Here is an 18,758-nt window from a genome sequence, read left to right on the forward strand (position 1 = left end):
TCCCCTCGGTCGTTCTACACTGACCACATTAACTATTTTAAATTTAAAATAGTTATGTGCCGCCCATAGGCGGCCATCCCGTCTGCACAGCGCGCGCCTTACCGGGTGCGCCCCTTGTACAGCCGTTATCTGAAACACCCTTTTGGAGACAGCCATGTCCGTGACCACGGAAAACGGCTCCGCAGCGTTCGTTAGAAACGCCGGTGCCGCGCCATCTACACCGCTTGAACCTTCCCGTTTGACCAGCGTCAGCCTCGACGACAAATACACGGCCACTTCCGGCGCCATCTTCCTGTCCGGCATCCAGGCCCTCGTGCGCCTGCCCATGATGCAGCGCCTGCGCGACCAGGCCGCTGGCCTGAACACGGCCGGCTTCATCTCCGGCTACCGCGGTTCGCCCCTGGGCGGCCTGGACGAGAACCTGTGGAAAGCCAAGCAGCACCTGGAACAACACCATGTGCAGTTCGTGCCCGGCGTCAACGAAGACCTGGCCGCCACCGCCGTCTGGGGTTCGCAGCAGGTGGACCTGATCGGCCCGGCCAAGTACGATGGCGTGTTCGCCATGTGGTATGGCAAGGGCCCGGGCGTGGACCGCTGCGGCGATGTCTTCAAGCACATGAACCATGCGGGCACCTCCAAACTGGGCGGCGTGCTGCTGGTGGCCGGCGACGACCATGGCGCCTACTCATCGACCCTGCCGCACCAGTCCGACCATCTGTTCTCGGCCTCGATGATCCCGGTCTTGTATCCGTGCAATGTGCAGGAATACCTGGACCTCGGTATCCACGGCTGGGCCATGTCGCGCTTTTCCGGTTGCACCGTGGCCTTCAAGGCCCTGGCCGACACGGTCGAATCGTCGGCTTCCATCGACGCCGACCCGTTCCGCGTGGAAGTCAAGATTCCGCAGGATTTCATCATGCCCGAAGGCGGCCTGAACGCGCGCCTGTCCAGCATCCCCCTGGGCCAGCAGGCGCGCAACCAGGAAGCGCTGATGCAGGACTACAAGATCTATGCGGCCCTGGCCTACGCGCGCGAAAACAAGCTCAACCACACCACCATCGACAGCCCGAACGCCAAGCTGGGCATCATCGCTTCCGGCAAGTCCTACCTGGACGTGCTCGAAGCGCTGGAAGAGCTGGGCATCGACGAGCAGATGGCGGCCGAGGTCGGCATGCGGCTGTTCAAGGTGGCCATGCCGTGGCCGCTGGAACCGGACAGCGTGCGCGAATTCGCGCAAGGCCTCGATGAAATTCTCGTCGTCGAAGAAAAACGCCAGATCGTCGAATACCAATTAAAAGAGCAGCTGTACAACTGGCGCGACGACGTGCGCCCGCGTGTCATCGGCAAATTCGACGAAAAGGGCGAATGGGTGGCGCCGCGCGGCGAATGGCTGCTCACCTCGAAGGCGGACTTTTCCGTCTCGCAAGTGGCCAGAGTCATCGCCAGCCGCATCGCGCGCCTGATTTCCGATCCCGTCACCTGCGACCTGATCAAGGCGAGATTAAGTTTCCTCGACGCCAAGGATGCGGTATTGAAAAAGGCCGTGAACACGCCGTTCCGCCCCGCGTTTTACTGCTCCGGTTGCCCGCACAACACCTCGACCAAGGTGCCGGAAGGCAGCCTGGCGCTGGCCGGCATCGGTTGCCACGTGATGGCCACCTCGATTTACCCGGAAATGAACAAGCTGACCACGCACATGGGTGGCGAAGGCGCGCCGTGGATCGGCCAAGCCGCATTCTCGGAGCTGCCGCACGTGTTCCAGAACCTGGGTGACGGCACGTATTTCCATTCTGGCTATCTGGCCATCCGCGCCGCGCAGGCGGCCAAGGTGAACATTACCTACAAGATTCTGTACAACGACGCCGTCGCCATGACGGGCGGCCAGCCTGTCGACGGCCTCATCACCGTGCCGATGATGGCGCAGCAAGTGGCGGCCGAAGGCATCGCCCGCATCGCGCTGGTCACGGAAGATTTGAGCCGCTACAGCGACCGCAGCAACCTGCCCGCCCACCTGACCTTGCACGACCGCAAGGACATGGACGCCGTGCAGCGCGAATTGCGCGAAGTAGCCGGCGTGTCCGTGCTGATCTACGACCAGACCTGTGCGGCCGAGAAACGCCGGAGAAGAAAAAAAGGCGAGTATTCGGACATTGCCAAACGCATGGTCATCAACGACGCCGTCTGCGAAGGCTGCGGCGATTGCGGCGTGCAATCGAACTGCGTGTCGATCTTGCCGAAAGAAACGGAATTTGGCCGCAAGCGCACCATCGACCAATCCTCGTGCAACAAGGATTATTCGTGCGCCAAGGGCTTTTGCCCCAGCTTCGTCACCGTCGAAGGCGGCAGCCTGAAGAAAACCAAAACGGGCGCCGGCAAGCCGGGCGAGACGGACAACTTCGGCCCGCTGCCGGAACCTGTCTTACCCGATTGCGACGCGCCGTACAACATCCTGATCAACGGCATCGGCGGCACGGGCGTCATCACCGTGGGCGCGCTGATGGGCATGGCGGCGCACCTGGAAGGCAAGGGTGCTTCCGTGCTGGACATGACGGGCATGTCGCAAAAGAACGGTTCCGTCACCTCGCACGTGAAAATCGCCAAGTCACCGGCGCACATCCGCGCCCAGCGTATCGCCACGGGCGAAGCGGACCTGATTTTAGGCTGCGACATGCTGACGGCCGGCGCGCAGGATGCCGTGTCGAAAATGCGTCCAGGTAGAAGCCTGGCCGTCGTCAACCTGCACGAGCAACCGCCGGGCACGTTTGCGCAAAATGCAGACTGGCAATATCCAACGGCGGAAGTGCGCCAGCTGATCGAGGAATCCGTGGGCGGCGCCGAGGCGGCCGACTTCATCGACGCCACAAAACTGGCTACCGCCCTGATGGGCGACTCGATCGCCGCCAACCTGTTCATGCTCGGCTACGCCTGGCAAAAGGGCCGCATCCCGTTGACGGAAGCGGCGCTGCTGCGCGCCATCGAACTCAATGGCGTCGGCATCGAGTCGAACAAGAAGAGCTTTTTGTGGGGCCGCCGCGCCGCCGTCGACGTGCGCAAGGTCACGCAGATCGCCACGCCGTCGCAAGCGATCCTCGTGCAAATGCCGCAAAGCCTCGATAGCGTCATCAAGAAGCGCGTGGAGTTCCTCACCGCGTATCAAAATGCCGCGTATGCGGTTGGTTATTCCACCTTGGTGAAACAGGTGCGCGACCGGGAAAACACCCTGGGACTGGGCCAGAAGCTGTCGACCGCCGTGGCCAAGAGCTATTTCAAATTGCTGGCCTACAAGGACGAATATGAAGTGGCGCGCCTGTACACGGATGGCCGTTTCGTGGAGCAATTGCAGCAGCAATTCGAGGGAAATTTCTCCGTGAAATTCAACCTGGCGCCGCCGCTGTTCGCGAAGAAAGATGCGAAAGGGCATTTAGTAAAAGCGGAGTTCGGTTCCTGGATGTGGGGCGCCTTCAAGCTGCTGGCGAAAGCCAAGGGCTTGCGCGGCGGCAGCTTCGACATCTTCGGTTATACAGCCGAGCGCAAGATGGAACGCGCGCTGATCGTCGAATACCGCGAACTGCTGGCCGGCCTGCTGGTCAACCTGACGGCGGAGAATTTGGCCACCTGCGTGGAACTGGCATCCCTGCCCGAAAAGATCCGCGGTTTCGGCCACGTCAAGGAAGCCGCTGTCGATACTTACCGCAAGGACAAGGCGAGACTGTTGGCAAAGCTGGCCGATGGCACGAAGCACGCGGCCTAAAACCGGTCGGGCAATGAAAAACGCAGAGCCTCGGCTCTGCGTTTTTTTATGCGTCCACGCAACGCCCCACGGTCGCCCCCGGCAACAACACCGGTTGCCAGATTTCCTGCAACCGTTCCGGCGGCGTGCCGGCCAGCAGGGATTGCAGCATTTCCACCATCTTGGCGCCGGCGCGGCGCAGGTCGGGCTGGTCGATGGTGGTGACGTTGATGCCGATCAAGGTGTCTTCCACATTGCCCCAGACGATGACGGAGATTTCCTTGCCGATTTCGATGCCCGCATCCATCAGGGCACGCACCACGCCCACGCCGGACAGGTGGTTGTCGACAATGACAGCCGTGGGACGGGGCGAACAGGCCAGCAATTGCTGCATGGCCTGGTAGCCGCTGCGGCGATCAAAAGTATTGTCGAGCAAATAGTGGGGGTCCAGCGGCAAGCCCGCTTGCGCCATGCAGCGGATAAAGCTTTCCTTGCGCTCATAGGCGAAATGCAAGTCCAGCGGCGCGCTCAGCAGGGCGATGCGCTGGTGGCCATGCGCCGCCAGGAAGGACACGGCCAGGTCGATGCCGGTGTCGTTGTCGTAATCAAAATACGCGTACGGCGCGTCGATGCGCGTGCGGCCATTCGCGACAAAGGGAAAGCCGACTTTCGTCAAATACGCGATGCGCTCGTCGACCACCTTGGTGCGGCCCACCACCAGGCCATCGACCTGGCGCCCGCGCACCATGGTTTCATACGAGGGCTGTTCGTTCTGCGGCGACACGGGGGCGATGATGAGACTCATCTTCGACGCTTCCACGGCGTCCGACATGCCATTCACCACGGAAAGAAAGACGCTGTCGCCCAAGTCGCTGGGCAGCAGGGGATAAATCATGCCCAGTACATTGGTACGGCCGACGGCCAGGCTGCGCGCCAGCGGGTTGGGCCGGTAGCCGACTTTCTTGGCGGCGGCCAGGACGATTTCACGGGTGCGGGAATTGACTTCCGGATAGCCGTTCAACGCCCTGCTGACTGTCGTTTTCGACATGCCGAGGGCAATTGCGAGGCTCTTGAGATTCATGTGTTAACTACCTGTCTGTATGGCAAAAAAAACCAACTCTGACCGTCCATTATAGCCCAGAGCGCCAAGCAGGCCGCGTATTACCCTGCGCCGCAATGGTAAAAAAACAACAAGATATTGACTATTTAAAAAGCAATGTTTTAAATATGACCAGTCCCGCCATCTTCGCAGCGCGGCATCGGCCATGGCAGAGAAGAAAGGGCAAGTAGCGGAAGCGTGCACTCACTTTGAGCATAGCGTCGCCAGCGTCGGCATGCCCGCTCGGCAACGCAGGGCCCGCACGATAAAATTATCAAGAAAACATAATTAGCTGGAACTATGCGAGAATTTGTCCTACTCTTGATTCAGGTGAAGATTACCTGCAGACATGTCGCGCCCCCCGGCCTGCATTCTTCCTCTTCTGCGCACGCCTGGACATACTTTCAAAGGTGAACAATGTGGTCACGCTAACGTCCGTCAACAATCTGCAAGCCTCGCTGGCCACGGCGCAACGCCGGGTCGAGCAAGGCCAGAACCAGGTACAGCGCGACAGGGAGAAACTGGCGCAAAGCCGCCAGTCGCTGGCGCGGGAACAGGAGTCGCTGAGCCAGACGCAGCGCAGCAGCCAGCAAGCCCAGGCCGATGCCCCTGCCGCCGTGAAGGCGCCGCAACTGGATCAGGCGATCAAGCTGGCCGTGCCGCAGCAAGCGCTCCCCGCCACGCCGAAAAGCATGCCCCAGCTGAACAGCTATGGCCAGACCCTGGGCCGCCTGATCAACGTGACGGCTTGAGCCAGCTTACTGCGCCATTTCTTCTTCCAGCATCGCCAGCCACCACTTATTTCCCTTCTGCGGTTGCGTCAGGTCGACCGCCTCGCCCATCTGCGGCGTGGCCAGGTGCACGCCCTGCTTGGCCGCCAGCCCCGTAATACGGTCGAACGGTTCATGCCAGGCGTGCAACCCCAGGTCAAAGGTGCCGTTATGCACGGGCATCAGCCACTTGCCGCGCAAGTCCAGGTGGGCTTGCAGGGTTTCTTCCGGCTGCATGTGCACGTCCGGCCACAACTTGTCATACGCGCCCGTCTCGATCATGGTCACGTCAAACGGGCCGTACTTGTCGCCGATCTGCTTGAAACCGTCGAAATAGCCGGAGTCGCCGCTAAAAAACACGCGCACGTCCGGCGCGTCGATGACCCACGACGCCCACAGAGTTTGATTGCCATCAAACAAGCCGCGTCCCGAGAAATGCTGCGAGGGCGTGGCGACGAGTTTCACGCCGGCAATCGTGGTGCCCTGCCACCAGTCGAATTGCCGCACCTTGGCAGCCGGCACGCCCCAGGCAACCAGGGTATCGCCCACGCCCAGCGGCGCAACAAAATGTTCGGTCTTGGCGGCCAGTTGCAGCACGGCGGCATGGTCGAGGTGGTCGTAATGGTCATGCGACAGGATGACGGCCTTGATCGGCGGCAAGTCGGCGATGCTGATGGGCGGCTGGTGAAAACGCTTCGGACCTGCCCATTGCACCGGCGAGGCGCGCTCGGAAAACACGGGATCGGTGAGGAAGAATTCGTTGTTCAGTTTCATCAGCAGGGTCGAGTGACCGAGGCGAAACAGGCTGTTGTCGGGGGCGGCCAGCAATTGCGCCTGGCTCAAGGCTTGCACGGGCACGGCAGCGGCCGGCACCGTGCTGTCGGGCTTGTCAAAGAGAAAGGTCCACAGCAGCTTGAGCGTGGCTGCCGTGCCCAGCTTGTGCATCTGCACGGGATTGCGAAACTTGCCTTCGTGGTGTTGCAAGGATTCAACAGGCGCCACAGGCGCGGCGCGCAAGGTGCAAGAACTCATGATGATCAGGACTCCCAAGAATAAGATGCGGTGCATATGCGATCCGGTCAATAAAACACAAGGATTAAATTACACTACACAGTGTAGTTCCTATTCCGGGCAAAGTAAACCAGGAGGTGTAAAATATTGTTTTCAAAGGAGATTTCCCGCCATGGCCGCACCGCAACGCCTCACCGACCGCAAGCGCGTCGCCATCGTCGATGCCGCCATCGCCGAGTTCCGCGAGCACGGTTTTGACGCGACCAGCATGGACAGGATCGCCGCCACGGCCGCCGTTTCCAAGCGCACCGTGTACAACCATTTCCCCAGCAAGGACGAACTGTTCGCGGAAATCCTGCAGCGCATGTGGGAAAGCAGCGTGGCCCAGCCCGCCGTACCCTATCTTGCGGACCAGCCGCTGCGCCCGCAGGTGCTGGCCCTGGTCGAGCAGAAAATGGGTTTGCTGTGCGACCCGGCATTCATCGACCTGGCGCGCGTGATCTTTGGCGAAACCATCCACTCGCCTGCGCGCGCGCAAGCGATGGTGGCGCGCCTGAATGAAAAGGAAACGGGCTTGTATCTGTGGATCCGCGCGGCGCAGCAAGATGGGCGCATCAAGGCGGGCGAGACGGTGGAAGTGGCGCACCTGCTGATGTCGCCATTAAAAACTTTTGCATTCTGGCCGCAGATCACCATGGGTGAGCCTCTGCTGGGCCCGGCACGCCGGCGCGAAGTGGCGGAACTGGCCGTCGATATCTTCCTGTGCTACTACAGCGTGGCAAAACAGACGGCATAAACAGGCGGCAAGTGGGCAGAGATGGTCTGCCAATGCTCGCCCTCGTCGCTCGAATACCAGGCGCCGCCCGTCGTCGACGCCATCACTAAACTGCGCCCATCGTCGGCCAGCGCCAGCCCGTGGCGGTAGATGAGGTCGTAGCAATGCTGCTGCGGCAATCCCGCGCGCAACACCTGAAACGTCTTGCCACCATCGCGCGTGCGCGTCACGGCCAGCGCGCCATCGATGGGAATGCGCAGCACGTCCGCCTGCGCGGGCACGAACCAGGCCGTGTCGCCATCGCGCGGATGCACGGCGACGGCAAAGCCGAAATGCGACAGCGGCGCCGTGGTCACTTCCTGCCAGTGCCAGCCGGCATCTTCCGAGCGCCAGATGCCGTTATGGTGCTGGCACCACAGCGCGTCCGGCGTGCCGGCGCTGCGCACGATGCGGTGCGGATCTTGCACGGCTTCATTTTCATCGAGCTCGGGCGGCATGTAGTCGGCCCGCATGCCCGTCGCGCTCAAGGCCCAGTTGGCGCCGCCATCGCGCGTTTGCCACACGCCGCCGCAGGACACGCCGACGAGCACTTTGCTGCTGTCGCGCGGATCGACGCAAATGCTGTGGATGCCGGGCACGTCGTAGCCGCCGCCAAACCACTGCGCCCGCTGCGGCACTTGCCACAGGGACTCGACCAGTTGCCAGCTGTCACCGCGGTCGCGGGAACGAAACAGGCCGCCAGGCAGGGTGCCCGCCCACAGCACGCCGGGCTGGTCCGCGCCACCGGCTGCCAGCGACCAGATCTGCCGCAAGGTCCAGTCCAGCGTATCGCTGCTGTCTTCCGGCTTGGCGGGATAGGCGGGCACGGCGATCTCTTGCCAAGTGGAACTGCCCCTGTCCAGGCGGTGCAGCTTGGCGCCGAAGTGGCCCAGGTTCAGGGCCGCGTACAGCGTGCCGTCGCGGCCATCGTGCAGCAGCATGGAAACGGGGTCGCCGGCAAACTGCACCAGCGCCAGCTGCCAGGCGCCGGCCGCATCGACATCGAACTGGAACAGCCCCTTGCGGGTGCCGAGATACGCGCGTTGGCTCATGTCAACCTCCGGAAAGTGCCTGCAAGATATACACCTGGCTGTCGGGCCGCAAGGCGTCATCGAGCACGCGCCGCTCGCGGCAACGCGCGCCGTCGATGAAGATCACCACGTTGGGACGCAGCGCGCCCTGCTCGTCGAGCACATAGCCGCGCAGGCGCGGCTGCTGCGCAAACGCGGCATCCAAGGCGGCGCGCAGGCGTGGCGCGGCCACGTCCACGGTGGGAGCGTCCAGGAAACGTGCCAGTTGCTGGGTAAAATGCAAGTGCGCCATGCTGCCTTCGACGTCATTGGCCTGGACTCATTCTAGTCCGCTTTGCCGACGATACAATGGCGCATGCCCTAAAATAGGGCCAAGCACACAAGGAGGCCAGGCATGACGATTACCCCGGAAGAACTAGCGGTGCTGATGCAGGAAGTGGAAGTGGCCGACCCCATCGATTTTGCCGACTTGCCCTTCGACGAGCAGGAATTGCGCGGGCTGATCGCCAACCACCTGTGCGAGATGGCCGATGCGATGGAAAGCTTCAGCCCGGAAGACCGCAACCTGGCCCTGCTGGCCGTGGCGGCCAAGCTGGTGCTGGAAAACCTGGTGCTGCACGTGCAGCTGCTGCGCCGCCACGGCTTGCCCGTGAGCGACAGCGTGGACGCGCTGCTGCAGCGGCTGAAGGGCGGCAAGTCCTTTTGAGTCAGGCACCCGTGCGCACGGCCCGCGCCTGCACGGTGAGATCGCTTTCGGCCACGGCCACGCAGGGCAGGATGTAGCCGTCGATCCGTTCATCGGGGCTGATGCCGGGCCAGTCCACCGTGTAGCGGATCTTTCCTTCGGGCATATGACAGAGGCAGGTGCGGCAAGTGCCGTTGCGGCAGGAGCTGAGCAGGCGGATACCGGCCAGCTCGGCGGCGGCCAGCACGGTGGTGCCGGCCTGGGCCGGGAATTGCCAGCCTTGCGGGACGATGGTGATGGTAAAGGAGCGCATGCCCCAGTGTAACAGTCAGCTTGCCAAGGTCGTCCACTGCGCGCCCGCCGCGTGGCTGCGCAGCACGGCCTCGGCAAAGGCCAGGCCCGCCACGCCGTCCATTACCGTCGGCAGCCAGCGGGCCGCCTCGGGCACGGGCAAGCCCGCTTGCAGGGCACGGATGGCCAGAGCCGCATCCAGGTACAGCTGCGCGAACGCTTCCAGATACCCCTCCGGATGGCCGGCCGGTACGCGCGTGGCGTGGCGCGCGGCCGCACTGTCGACCCGGCCCGGGCGCAGCAGCTGGCGGTTGCCGCCCTGCGGCGTCAACCACAGTGCATTTGGTTGTTCCTGATCAAAATCGAGCTGCGCCTTGCTGCCAAACAGACGCAAGCGCACCGTGTTTTCGCAACCGGTCGCCACCTGGCTGGCCCACAAAGTCCCCTTGGCGCCATTCGCATAGCGCAGCATCACCTGCACGTGATCGTCCAGGCTGCGATTCGGAACAAAGGTCGACAATTCCGCCAGCACGGATTGCGGCGTCATTCCGCTGACGAATTGCGCCAGGTGATACGCGTGCAAGCCCACGTCGAGCAGGGTACCGCCGGGACCGGCCTTGTGCGGGTCGTTATGCCAGTTGCCCTCGTTCATGCCGCCAGCGGCAATGGCATCGGCCAGCCAGTCTTGCGAATACTCGACTTGCACCAGGCGCAGCGCGCCGATGTCGCCCGCCTCGACCATGGCCCGGGCGTGGCGCAGCAGCGGATAACCGCTGTAGGTATGCGTGAGCGCAAACAGCAGGTTTTTTCGTTGCGCCAGCGCCGCCAGCGCCTGGCCTTCCGCCAAAGATATTCCCAGCGGCTTGTCGCAGATCACGTGGATGCCCGCTTCCAGGAACGCCGTGGCGACCGGTGCGTGCAAATGGTTCGGCGTGACGATGGCCACCGCCTCGATACCGTCCGCGCGCTGGCTTTCGGCCTGCGCCATGGCGCGGTAATCGCAATAGCTGCGCTCCGGAGAAAGATGCAGCGCCGCGCCGCTGTCGCGCGCACGCTGCGGGTCGGACGACAGGGCGCCCGCCACCAGCGCATATTGGTCGTCGATGCGCGCCGCGATGCGGTGCACGGCGCCGATGAATGCGCCCTGCCCGCCCCCTACCATGCCCAGCCGTAAGCGTCGCTGCATGTCGTTTCCTTATTTCAAGCCCAACAAATGGTTGATCTGTCCTTGGTCAACCGCACTGCCCGCGAAATCGTCGAACGCATGTTCGGCCACGTGAATGATGTGTTCACGGATGAAGCGTGCGCCCTCGGCCGCCCCATCCTCCGGGTGTTTCAGACAGCATTCCCATTCCAGCACGGCCCAGCCTGGAAAATCGTACTGCGCCAGCTTCGAAAAGATCGCCTTGAAATCGATCTGCCCATCGCCGAGCGAACGGAAACGCCCGGCCCGGTCTTGCCAGTCGGCATAGCCGCCATACACGCCCTGGCGCCCGTTGGGCCGGAATTCCGCATCTTTGACGTGGAAGGCCTTGATGCGCGCATGATAAATATCAATGAAAGCAAGGTAATCGAGCTGCTGCAGCACGAAGTGGCTGGGGTCGTACAAGATCGAGGCGCGCGGGTGATCGCTGACGGCGGCCAGGAAGCGCTCGAACGTCACGCCATCGTGCAAATCCTCGCCCGGATGCAACTCATAACAAAGGTCCACGCCGGCTGCATCGAACGCGTCGAGGATGGGCAGCCAGCGCTTGGCCAGTTCCGCGAATGCCGTCTCCACCAGTCCCGCCGGGCGCTGCGGCCACGGATACAGATACGGCCAGGCCAGCGCGCCGGAAAACGTCACGTGCGCCGTCAAGCCCAGGCGCTGCGAGGCGCTGGCCGCCCACAGCAATTGCTGCGTGGCCCAGGCCGTGCGGGCAGCCGAGTCGCCACGCACGTGTTCGGGCGCAAAGCCATCGAACAGCGCGTCGTACGCGGGATGCACGGCGATCAGCTGGCCCTGCAAGTGCGTCGACAGTTCCGTCACCTGCAAGCCGTGGCGCGCCAGCAGGGCGACCACATCGTCGCAATACTGCTGGCTATTGGCCGCTTGTTCCAGATCGAACAATCGCGGCGCCGTGGGCAGCTGCAAGCCCTTGTAGCCCAGTCCGGCCGCCCATTGCGCCAGGTGCTCGAGCGAGTCGAACGGCGGCTCGTCGCCGAGAAACTGGGCCAGGAAAATGGCCGGGCCCTGGATGGTTTTCATGTCAATGTCCTGTTAACCCAAACCAAAACCCGGGGTCGTACCCTGAGGGTACGACCCCAGCCCTTGTTTTGGGGTGTCGTTAAAAAGGCGAGTTCGGAAAGTAGAACTGCTTGGCATTCTCGCGCGTGATCAGCACCGACGGGATGATGGTGTTGGCCGGCAATTTATCACCTTTCAGGCGCGCTTCCGTCGTCAGCTTGATGGCGTCGTACATGAACTTCGGCGAGTACGACACGTCGGCCACGATCAGCGGGTCGGAACCGTCCATGATCTTCTTCACGGCGCCCTTCGCGCCTGCGCCGCCGAACACTTGCTTGATATCCGTGCGCTTGGCTTGCGCGATGGCTTTTTGCACGCCGATGGCCATGTCGTCATCGGCGGCCCAGACGGCGTCGATGTGCTTGAAGCGGGTCAGATAATCCTGCATGACCTTGAATGCATCGTCGCGGTTCCAGTTGCCATACTTGGCATCCAGCACCTTGATGTCGGGATGACCTTTCATGACGGCACTGAATGCGTCAAAACGCTCGTTATCGAGCGTGGTCGGCATGCCGCGCAGCACGACGATATTGCCCTTGCCATTCAGGCTTTTCGCCAGATACTCGGCCGGCAGCTTGCCAAAGGCCGTGTTGTCGCCCGCAATGTAGGCATCCTGCGACTGCGTGTTCGTCAAGCCACGGTCCACCACCGTCACGTACACGCCCTTGTTTTTCACTTGCGCCACGGGCTGCGTCAGCGAGGCCGACTCGATGGGGAAGATGACCAGGGTGTTGATTTTGTTCACCGTCAACATGTCCTGCAACTGGTTCGCCTGCTCGGGCGCCGTGGCGGCCGTCTTGACGATGATTTTCACGCCCGGATGGGCTTTTTCCAGCTCCGCCTTGGCCTGGTTCGCCCACCACACGATGCCCGACGTGAAACTGTGCGTGGCCGTGGGGATGGCGACGCCGACCACCAATTTCTCTGCCGCCTGCGCACTTGGCAAGGCCCACGCCTGCATCACCAGCACTGCCATCCCTGCTACCCCTGCTACCCGTCTAAAGCTCTTCATGCTGCTCTCCTCCAAGGTTGTGGGCGCCCGTTGGCTGCCCTTTCAGAACGCCGCTGTGTTTTTATTTGCGGCCTCGCTGCAGGAAGGCGACGGCGATAATCACCACGCCTTGCACTGCGGCATTCAGGTAGACACTGATGATGCTGGTCAAATTCAGGATATTGCTGATCACGGACAACAAAATGGCGCCGATCACGGTGCCGACGATGCGCCCTTCGCCGCCCTTCAGCGCCGTGCCGCCGACGACGACGGCGGCGATCGCTTCGAGTTCCCACAGCAAGCCCGTGGTCGGCGTGGCAGAGCCCAGGCGCGGCACGTACAGCACCGTGGCGATGCCCACGCACACGCCCAGCAGCATGTAGGTGGCAATCTTGACCTTGTCGACATTGATGGCCGCATAGCGCGCCACTTGCTCATTGGAACCGATTGCCTGCACGTGGCGGCCAAACGTCGTGCGGTTGAGGATGATGGCGCCGGCCGCCGCGACGAATAAAAAGATCCAGATCGGGATCGGTGCGCCCAGCACGCTGGTGTAATACACGGGGCTGTACAGCTCGGACAGGGTGGCGTCCAGGGTCAGGGCGCCGCCGTCGGCCAGATACGTCAGCACGGCGCGGAAGATGCCCAAGGTGCCCAGGGTGACGATGAACGGTTCGATATTGCCCTTGCTGATGAGCAAGCCATGCATCAGGCCGAATCCGGCCCCCAGCACCAGGGCCATGGCGATGCCCAGCACCAGCATGGTGATGGGCGCCAGGTCGCCGCCCGCGCCTTGCGCCAGCGCATTCATGAAATAGATCATGCAGCCGGCGATCAGCGCCGCCATCGAGCCGACCGACAAGTCGATGCCGCCGGAAATGATGACGAAGGTCATGCCCACGGCGATGATGCCGATGAAGGCCGTGCGCGTGAGCACGTTCATCAGGTTGTCCAAGGTGGCGAAATCGCCGTTGAGCAAGGTGCCCGCGATGCACAGCGATAACAGGCCCAGCACGGGGCCAAAGCCCTTGATGCGCGCGCCCAGTTTGGCGATGCGGGCGCCGGTGGAGACAGTGGTGTCAGTGCGTACCGGTTGCATGGGCAATCAACTCCTCTTCGGTCAGGTGGTCAGCAGACAGGGTGGCTTGCAAGGTGCCGGCGCGCATCACCGCGACTCTGTGGCACAGGCCGATCAATTCGATCAGTTCCGATGAAATCACGATCACGGCGCGCCCTTCGGCGGCCAGGCGGTGAATCAGAAAGTAAATGTCGCGCTTGGCGCCCACGTCCACGCCACGGCTGGGCTCGTCGAGCACGACGACACGCGGGTCCGAATGCAGATATTTCGCCAGCGCCAGCTTTTGCTGATTGCCGCCCGACAGCATGCGCGCGCGGCTGTCGAGGTCGCCCGTGCGGATATTGAAGTCAAGCACCGCCTTGGCCAGCGCCTGTTTCTCTGCCTTGACATCGAGCCACGGCCGCGCATAGCGCTGCAGCGTCATCATGGTGAGGTTTTCGCGCAAGCCCAGGTTCACATGCAAGCCCTTGCCCTTGCGGTCTTCGCTCAAATACGTCATGCCGTGCTGCATGGCTTCACGCGGCGTGCGGATGTCCACGGGCTGGCCATTGAGCTCGATCAGCCCCGCACTGCGCGGACGCAAGCCCAGCAGTGCCTCGAACGATTCCGTGCGCCCCGCCCCCACCAGGCCCGCAAAGCCCAGCACTTCACCGGCGCGCACCTCGAACGACAGGTCTTTCGACCAGCCCGGCACGCACAGGCCATCGACCTTCAGCAGGATCGGCGCATCGGGCGCCAGCGGCACTTTCGCGGGGAACATGTCGGACAATTCGCGCCCCACCATCAGGTTCGCCATCTGCTGGCGCGTGAGGCTGGCCGTCGGCTCGCGCGTGACGAAACGCCCGTCGCGCATGACGATGACTTCGTCCGTGTTGCGCTCCACTTCATCGAGCTTGTGCGAGATATACAGGATGGTGACGCCGTCCGCTTTCAACTGGGCCATGACGGCGAACAGGCGCTGGGTTTCCGACGACGTCAGGGTGGCCGTGGGCTCGTCCATGATCAAAAAGCGGGCACGGCGTGACAGGGCCTTGGCGATTTCCACAAGTTGTTTCTCGGCGACGATGAGGTCGCGGATTTTTGTCTCGGGCGATACCTCCAGCCCCACCTGTTTCAAATAGCGCGACGCTTCTTCGCGCATGGCGGCTTCGTCGAGCAGCCAGCCGCGCGTCTTTTCATGGCCGAGGAACATGTTTTGCGCCACCGTCAGGTGCTCGGCCAGGTTGAATTCCTGGTGGATCAGCACGATACCGGCAGACTCCGCCGCGCGCGAACTGCTGAAATGCCGGGGCTGGCCATCGATCAGCAGTTGCCCTTCGCTCACAGCCTCGTAGCCGGCAAGGATTTTCATCAGGGTCGACTTGCCGGCGCCATTTTCGCCCAGCAAGCCATACACGCGCCCGGGCGACAAGGTAAAACTGACGCCATGCAAGACGCGCACGGGGCCGAAATCCTTGCACACTCCCTCGAAACCGACGGCAACGCTCACTATGCACTCCCTCGCAGAATTAACCGGTGTTGCAGCAGCACGCCGGGCACGCTGGCCGCCGGGTTCGCCAGCCGCTGCAGCAATAATCGCGCCGCCGTCTCGCCCAGCTCGCGCATCGGTTGCGCGATGGTGGTGAGGCCGGGGGCGATCTGCGCGGCGATGGCGATATCGTCGAAGCCGATCACGGCCACGTCTTCCGGCACGCGTTTTTTCAGCTGGCGCAACGCGCTCAAGACGCCGATGGCCAGGGTGTCGGAGACGGCAAAGATGGCCGTCGGCGCGTCCGGTCCCGCCATCATGCGCAAAGTGGCGGCCGTGCCCGCTTCATAGTCGAGGCTTTGCACCGTGTGCACCCACTGCGGCTGCACGGGCAGGCCGGCGCCCGCCAGGGTGTCCAGGTAGCCTTGCTGGCGTTGCCGCGCGTACAGATAGCGTTCATCGGAATTGATCAGGCCGATGCGCGTGTGGCCGCGCGCCAGCAGATGTGCGACGGCGTCGGAGGCGGCGCGGTGGTTGTCGATGCCGACATAGGGCACGGCCACGGCGGGATCGAATTCGCAGCAGGCCACCCACGGCAGGCTGACGGATTCATGCGACAGGGCGTGCTGCACCGTGTCCGGGTCGAGGCAAATGGCGCCATCGGCGCGGTGCATGCGCAGCAAGTCGAAGTAGGAACGTTCGCGGCCCGCATCGGCGCCCGTGTCGCACAGCAGCACGAAATAGCCGTGTTCGCGCGCCACCGTGTCGATGCCGCGCACGATTTGCGCATAGAAAGGATTGCCCACATCGGGCACCATGGTCAGCAGCATGCGGCTCTCGGCCGTGCGCAAGCTGCGCGCCAGGTGGTTCATGCGGTAGCCCAGCGCGGCCACGGACGCGAGCACCTTGTCGCGCGTGGGCGCCCGCACCCCGGCCTGCTCATTCATCACGCGCGAGACGGTGGCCACCGACACCCCCGCATGCGCGGCGACGGCGCTGATGGAGACGGTTTCTGTCGGCAAAGAAGACGGGACGGCTGGCGGCATGGGGGGTTTCACATAAATGTAATCGATTACATTTATAGGCCAGTCGCACGCGCGATGCAAACATTATCGATGCTGCGGTGCGGGAGAATGGCCCGTGCAAGCCGCTGGCAGTAGGTATTTCCCAGGGCTGGACGGGCCAGTGTTGCGTGGCAAAATGATACGTCAGGGGAACATGGACACCGGCAACATCACTCCGACACCCAGGCAGCGCCCCGGTTGCCTGGGGCTGTGGCGACTTGCCTGGATTCGCCAGGCCAAGAGAGGCTTACCAGTCCTTGTCGCTAGCCTCTGCAGCGGCATTTTTGGCAGCCGCAGGTGTATTGCGCTTCACTTCGGTTTTCACCGGCGCCACCGCAGGCTCCACCTTGACGATGGTTTTTTCCGCAGGTGCCGCTTCCCGCACCTGCAGCGCGCCCGCCGCGATGCCGTCGAGCTTGATCTTGACGTTTTCCAGGACGCCATACGACAGCTTCGGCGTGACGCGCTCGATACGTACCTCGCAGCACAGCTTTTCCATATTGCCCAGGGATTGGCCAGTCTGCGGATCCTTGATTTCCTTGCCTTGCTGATACACACGGTAGCGGCCGTTTTCCACCACGGCGTTGCCACCCTGACTCAACACAACGTTGTCGCCATCGCGCTCGACGATGGAAATAGGGAACGTGCGCAGCAAGATAGCCTCGGTCGCCTGTTTAACGATCGCTGCCTGCATATTCTTCAGCGTCTGGCTCTCATTAAAGTTACTGCCCAAGGTCGTGGCGGCAATCGCTGGCGGTTCGCCTCGCAGGGTGGTCGATTGCAGGATCTGCCGCGTAGTCAGATTGATCATGCGTTGCGAGACCGACCAGGCACCGGCATAGGACACCAGTTCGCGGTCCGAGGTCTGCAGCTTGCGTGCATGACGCTGGTAAGCGAATTCATTGACCACGCCGACCCACACCAAATCCGCGCTCAGCGCCTGTCCCAGCTTGGCAAGGTCACTACTCGGGGAATTACCCGAGGTAATCATATTCAATTCATCCTGCAACTCGCCCTCGAACTGGCGATCCAGCACGGTAAAGCGGCCCGTTTGCGACAAGGCATCAATGATCTGCTGGCGTATTGGCGCCAGCACTTCCTGCGCCGGCACCGCGCGCCCGCCAATATTGAAGCTGGCTTGCTCGCTGCGCAACGGCGCCACGACGATCTTGATCTTGCCACTATCGGCTGGCGCCTTGAACTTGGCAATGCGCGCTTCGATCTCCACCTTGTACATACCGCCCTTGGAAAACGGCGATGCCATGTCAACCACCTTGAACGAGGACACCACGCCCTTCGATTGACTGATGATCTGCTCGGCAAAAGCCTGACCCTGCATGGTCGCCTTCATGCTGGCGCTCCCTGAACCGGCCGTCGAATCGACATCGAGCGTTGCCGTCACCTGCTCAAACATGCTCGCATTGCTTGAATTGGCTTGCACCGTAGCGCCATTGACTTGCATGATGGCCAGCTTGAGCGCGTCATTGAGCGCGGCACCGGGCGAAATGCCGCTGCCAGTTGCCGTCGTAGTGACTTGTTCGACCTGTCCGACGTCAGGTGTCTGCGTCAGATTAGGCGCGCTTGACGTAACAGGCGGCTGCGCAGCTTTCTCGCCGCAAGCAGCCAGGCCCAAGGCGATACTCAGCAGTATGGCTGGTATACCGGATTTCATTGTGATCTTCATAGGCAATTCCATTGTCCCAAAAAAAAAGGGCGAACCAGTCGCCCTGCTATCTTTCCTACTCCGTTTTTGACTTACAGCAATGCAGTAGCGTCGCTGGCTTCTTTTGGCAGCGGAATATTATTGTTCTTGGCAAAATCGATCGCCACTTTCAAGGTGCTGCCGACGGCCTTGATCGATGACGGCAGGTTTTGCGCGATAAACAGGGCCGAATTGGCCGATGCGCCCAGAGCGGTAACCGATGGCTTGAAGCTGCCGACATCCTTGCTCATGCCGACGTACTGAATCACGCCTTTCGACAGATCAATCAAGCCTTCCGTGAAGCGCTGCTTGCTCGCATCATCCATGGCTACTTTCTTGCCTTTCATTTTCTCTTCCAGCAGTTTGCTGTTTTCGCTTTGCATCTTGCTCGCACCCTGCAGGCTATCCTTGGTGGCGCCTTCGGTCAGATTCTGCGCTTCCAGGGCGGCCTTGTCCGACTCTTCCTTCAAACCAAACGCGGCCAGCATGGTGGCATCGGCTTTCATGACGCTTTGCGTACCGCCGACATATTTCTTGACGATCTGCTCGGCGGTGACTCCCTTGCCACCACCCAGCGCACCGGCCAGGCCACCGAATTGGGCCGATGCCAGGCTCGAAACTGCCAACAGGGTCGCACCCAACAATGCGGAAATACGAATATGCTTCATGACTTGCCTTTTAAAAGAAAAATGAGAAACAGTCGAGGGAATAGAAGATGCGGGCGTTCGACTTGCCGC

The 18,758-nt window shown here is 62.2% G+C and carries 17 protein-coding genes; 4 read left to right on the top strand and 13 right to left on the bottom strand.

The window, feature by feature from the left end; genetic code table 11:
• The first annotated feature begins 154 nt into the window (after window positions 1–154).
• Window positions 155–3,751 carry an indolepyruvate ferredoxin oxidoreductase family protein gene (locus CLU93_RS10620; RefSeq protein ID WP_099761032.1) on the top strand — a complete coding sequence of 1,199 codons (3,597 nt, stop codon included), beginning with the start codon at window positions 155–157 and terminating at the stop codon, window positions 3,749–3,751.
• A gap of 46 nt (window positions 3,752–3,797) precedes the next feature.
• Here CLU93_RS10620 and CLU93_RS10625 read toward each other — a convergent pair whose 3' ends face one another.
• Complete coding sequence (locus CLU93_RS10625) at window positions 3,798–4,811, bottom strand: substrate-binding domain-containing protein (protein WP_099761033.1); 1,014 nt, start codon at window positions 4,809–4,811, stop codon at window positions 3,798–3,800.
• Window positions 4,812–5,248: 437 nt separating this feature from the next.
• Here CLU93_RS10625 and CLU93_RS10630 point away from each other — a divergent pair, with 437 nt between their 5' ends.
• The gene (locus CLU93_RS10630) at window positions 5,249–5,581 is read left to right on the top strand and encodes a hypothetical protein (RefSeq protein WP_099764333.1); all 333 of its coding nucleotides are present in this window, start codon (window positions 5,249–5,251) and stop codon (window positions 5,579–5,581) included.
• 6 nt (window positions 5,582–5,587) lie between these two features.
• On the opposite strand, the gene CLU93_RS10635 is transcribed toward CLU93_RS10630, so the two are convergent.
• Window positions 5,588–6,631, bottom strand: coding sequence for an MBL fold metallo-hydrolase (locus tag CLU93_RS10635; protein WP_207780962.1), 1,044 nt, complete (start codon window positions 6,629–6,631; stop codon window positions 5,588–5,590).
• Window positions 6,632–6,782: 151 nt separating this feature from the next.
• Here CLU93_RS10635 and CLU93_RS10640 point away from each other — a divergent pair, with 151 nt between their 5' ends.
• Window positions 6,783–7,406 carry a TetR/AcrR family transcriptional regulator gene (locus CLU93_RS10640; protein WP_099761035.1) on the top strand — a complete coding sequence of 208 codons (624 nt, stop codon included), beginning with the start codon at window positions 6,783–6,785 and terminating at the stop codon, window positions 7,404–7,406.
• Here CLU93_RS10640 and CLU93_RS10645 read toward each other — a convergent pair.
• Window positions 7,379–8,476: a WD40/YVTN/BNR-like repeat-containing protein gene (locus CLU93_RS10645; protein ID WP_099761036.1), complete on the bottom strand. Its 1,098-nt coding sequence runs from the start codon at window positions 8,474–8,476 to the stop codon at window positions 7,379–7,381. The two genes, CLU93_RS10640 and CLU93_RS10645, sit on opposite strands and share 28 nt — an antisense overlap.
• Before the next feature lies 1 nt (window position 8,477).
• Window positions 8,478–8,747 carry a MoaD/ThiS family protein gene (locus CLU93_RS10650; protein WP_099761037.1) on the bottom strand — a complete coding sequence of 90 codons (270 nt, stop codon included), beginning with the start codon at window positions 8,745–8,747 and terminating at the stop codon, window positions 8,478–8,480.
• Between the two features lie 102 nt (window positions 8,748–8,849).
• Here CLU93_RS10650 and CLU93_RS10655 point away from each other — a divergent pair, with 102 nt between their 5' ends.
• Window positions 8,850–9,161, top strand: a complete 312-nt coding sequence (locus tag CLU93_RS10655) for a hypothetical protein (RefSeq protein ID WP_099761038.1) — start codon at window positions 8,850–8,852, stop codon at window positions 9,159–9,161.
• A gap of 1 nt (window position 9,162) precedes the next feature.
• Here CLU93_RS10655 and CLU93_RS10660 read toward each other — a convergent pair whose 3' ends face one another.
• The 9 genes from CLU93_RS10660 to CLU93_RS10700 all read right to left on the bottom strand — a co-directional run bounded on the left by CLU93_RS10660 (window position 9,163) and on the right by CLU93_RS10700 (window position 18,689).
• Entirely contained in the window at window positions 9,163–9,453 is a 291-nt protein-coding gene (locus CLU93_RS10660) for a 2Fe-2S iron-sulfur cluster-binding protein (protein ID WP_099761039.1), read from the bottom strand.
• A gap of 15 nt (window positions 9,454–9,468) precedes the next feature.
• Entirely contained in the window at window positions 9,469–10,617 is a 1,149-nt protein-coding gene (locus tag CLU93_RS10665; RefSeq protein WP_257224927.1) for a Gfo/Idh/MocA family protein, read from the bottom strand.
• Window positions 10,618–10,626: 9 nt separating this feature from the next.
• The gene (locus tag CLU93_RS10670; RefSeq protein WP_099761041.1) at window positions 10,627–11,679 is read right to left on the bottom strand and encodes a sugar phosphate isomerase/epimerase family protein; all 1,053 of its coding nucleotides are present in this window, start codon (window positions 11,677–11,679) and stop codon (window positions 10,627–10,629) included.
• A gap of 79 nt (window positions 11,680–11,758) precedes the next feature.
• Window positions 11,759–12,694 carry a substrate-binding domain-containing protein gene (locus CLU93_RS10675; RefSeq protein WP_243420386.1) on the bottom strand — a complete coding sequence of 312 codons (936 nt, stop codon included), beginning with the start codon at window positions 12,692–12,694 and terminating at the stop codon, window positions 11,759–11,761.
• A gap of 97 nt (window positions 12,695–12,791) precedes the next feature.
• On the bottom strand, window positions 12,792–13,808 hold the full coding sequence (locus CLU93_RS10680; protein WP_099761043.1) for an ABC transporter permease: 1,017 nt from the start codon (window positions 13,806–13,808) through the stop codon (window positions 12,792–12,794).
• Entirely contained in the window at window positions 13,789–15,276 is a 1,488-nt protein-coding gene (locus CLU93_RS10685) for a sugar ABC transporter ATP-binding protein (protein WP_099761044.1), read from the bottom strand. The genes CLU93_RS10680 and CLU93_RS10685 overlap by 20 nt, the downstream gene beginning before the upstream one ends.
• Window positions 15,276–16,301, bottom strand: a complete 1,026-nt coding sequence (locus CLU93_RS10690) for a LacI family DNA-binding transcriptional regulator (RefSeq protein ID WP_099761045.1) — start codon at window positions 16,299–16,301, stop codon at window positions 15,276–15,278. The genes CLU93_RS10685 and CLU93_RS10690 overlap by 1 nt, the downstream gene beginning before the upstream one ends.
• A 265-nt stretch (window positions 16,302–16,566) precedes the next feature.
• The gene (locus tag CLU93_RS10695; protein ID WP_165829241.1) at window positions 16,567–18,003 is read right to left on the bottom strand and encodes a CsgG/HfaB family protein; all 1,437 of its coding nucleotides are present in this window, start codon (window positions 18,001–18,003) and stop codon (window positions 16,567–16,569) included.
• Window positions 18,004–18,074: 71 nt separating this feature from the next.
• Entirely contained in the window at window positions 18,075–18,689 is a 615-nt protein-coding gene (locus CLU93_RS10700) for a hypothetical protein (protein WP_099761047.1), read from the bottom strand.
• Window positions 18,690–18,758: the final 69 nt, after the last annotated feature.

It is taken from the genome of Janthinobacterium sp. 35 (genome assembly GCF_002754575.1).
Lineage (GTDB): Bacteria > Pseudomonadota > Gammaproteobacteria > Burkholderiales > Burkholderiaceae_D > Janthinobacterium > Janthinobacterium tructae.